Genomic DNA, 1,580 nt, shown 5'->3' with positions numbered 1-1,580 from the left:
ATTTACGATCATCTATGAGATGACGATCAGTTAATAAAGCCATACACTTCATGATTTCTATTTCATTATAGTCTCCATAAGTTTCTAAGCGTTTCTTTAAGTCATGGAAACAATAGTCATGATAGCTAAGCAGCTTTACTGCTTTAAAATATAAATGTCTGATATTCTGCTTCTCTTTAAGAATATCTATAACTTCCTGATTGACACGAGTTTGAATAGCGAGATGGAATGTTTCTACATCTTCTATAGTACATTCAAGAGCTATTTTTCTTTTACCACTTACAAATTCTACTGAAACTAGCTTTTCATGTGGTTTTATTGAAGAGACTACAAAACAGTTTTCAAAATGATCAATAGAACTGTTATACACATGTATCACTCCTTTATAGAATGTATGAGAATCAAATTGCTGGGCATGCTTTACTGCATACTCTTTATAAGGTGTAAGATCATCATGAGATAATTCTATTACTTTTTCGATATATTCTTCTTGAGTATAGAAGAAATGACCATTACCACCCTCTACAATAACAGGATCTAAATTAGAATCATATCTTGCAAGAACTGGTAAAGAAGAGGCCATCGCTTCAATAAATGTTAGACCTTGTGTTTCAGTTAGAGATGCTGAGACAAAAAGATCACCGGAATAATAGAAATCAGGAATAACGTCTGCACTTTGACATCCTGCAAAACGAATATAATCATCCATATTTAAATCATGTGTTAATTGCATTAAAGTATTCTTTGCAGGTCCATCACCTATAATAAACAATCGTATATTTGGATTTCTTTGAATGATTTCAGGCATTGCGTTAATGATGAGATCTAATGATTTTTCTTCAGCAAGTCTACCTAAAGAGATTAAATTAAAATGATTACTAAGACCATACTCTTCTTTGATTTGAGTTGTATGTTCTTTATTATATGTTTTAAAGCGTTCTAATTCGAGTCCAGTTGGTACAATATTGATTTCTTTTTTGATACCAATAGATTTCATCATAGAAGCTGTTTTAACACTAGGGACAATGAGAGACGTAGTATGGGTTGTATATATCTTCATCAGCTTCTTGACAATCTTTTTTGCGATTGAATCAAATGGTTCGATTCCTTTAGTGACATAGTAAGTATAGTCATAAAGATTGGTATGGAATGTATATACTGTAGGAATATTAAGCTTATAACCACATAATCGTCCAAATAAGCCTACGCCATATTCAGTCTGCGTATGAATGATATCAGGATTAAATTCTTTAATCTTTTTAAATATTCTATTATTATAAATGCCTGCCATACGGTATCCATAAATACTTTTAAGAGAGATTCCATTCATTCTAATAATAGATGGATCATCTTCCATATGAACACCAAGAGGAGGAATTGTAGTTATAATCAAGACTTGATGACCATGTTTCATTAATTCATTTCTGAGTATACCAATCGATGAAACAACGCCATTAATATCAGGATAATAAGTGTCTGTAAATATCGCAATACGCATGTTGAATCTCCTTTAGCTTGCACTTACATTATACTGAATATAATTGAACATTAAAACAGAAAACAAAGGACCTGGCCGCTTG

At 31.7% G+C, this 1,580-nt stretch carries 1 protein-coding gene; it reads right to left on the bottom strand.

The annotated features are described in order from the left end of the window. On the bottom strand, nucleotides 1-1,498 hold a 1,498-nt coding region (locus ACT8VG_RS11035), incomplete at its 3' end, for a glycosyltransferase (RefSeq protein WP_444195912.1). Nucleotides 1,499-1,580: the final 82 nt, after the last annotated feature.

Source organism: Catenibacterium sp., from assembly GCF_052354645.1.
Classification (GTDB): Bacteria; Bacillota_I; Bacilli_A; order Erysipelotrichales; family Coprobacillaceae; genus Catenibacterium; species Catenibacterium mitsuoka_A.
The sequence above is the reverse complement of the archived record's forward strand: the minus strand, read 5'-3'. Positions and strand labels throughout refer to the sequence as shown.